Raw genomic sequence first — 535 nt, forward strand, 5'->3', positions numbered from 1 at the left:
CTGGTCCTCATTGTTCGCACAGATATCAACGTCATACTCTCTGATTCCGTTGTATTCGGATGCCAGTGCCGTTGATTCCAGCGCTATTGTTCCGTCTTTTCCCGCACCTCGCCCAATCAGGCAGAACAAATCCGGCCACCTTGGCCGTCCATTTTCCCTCCAGTATGTGCAGTCATGCAGTCCAATCACGAACTGCTGCCACGGAAAAACCTCATCATACGGGAAATATCGTGCCAGTCCCAGGTAGTCCGTCAGCTGCTGCTGGTCCACATAGATGTCCTCCGTCTCAAAACACTTTCTGACATGTTTCATCAGTGCCTTGACATCTTTGGACGCCTCCACTTTTCCTGTCTCCACTGCCTCCATGTAGGCTTCTATTCGTGGATCACAGTTTGTCATCATCGTCATCCCTTATGGTTTTCTCCGTGGTCAGACCCAGCTTGTCCAATATCATAAGCATTTGCTTATTTACGGCCACCAGATCTTTGACGGATTGATTTTGTTTTATGATGGTGGCCTTGCCTGATGCAGATTG

The 535-nt window shown here is 49.0% G+C and carries 1 pseudogene; it reads right to left on the minus strand.

Annotated features, from left to right (window positions below):
• Positions 1 to 408 (minus strand): annotated as a pseudogene (locus tag WMO25_RS18760) (terminase TerL endonuclease subunit); the annotation flags it as partial.
• Positions 409 to 535 lie beyond the last annotated feature (127 nt).

The sequence above is a fragment of the Coprococcus intestinihominis genome, from assembly GCF_040096555.1.
Classification (GTDB): Bacteria; Bacillota; Clostridia; order Lachnospirales; family Lachnospiraceae; genus Coprococcus_A; species Coprococcus_A intestinihominis.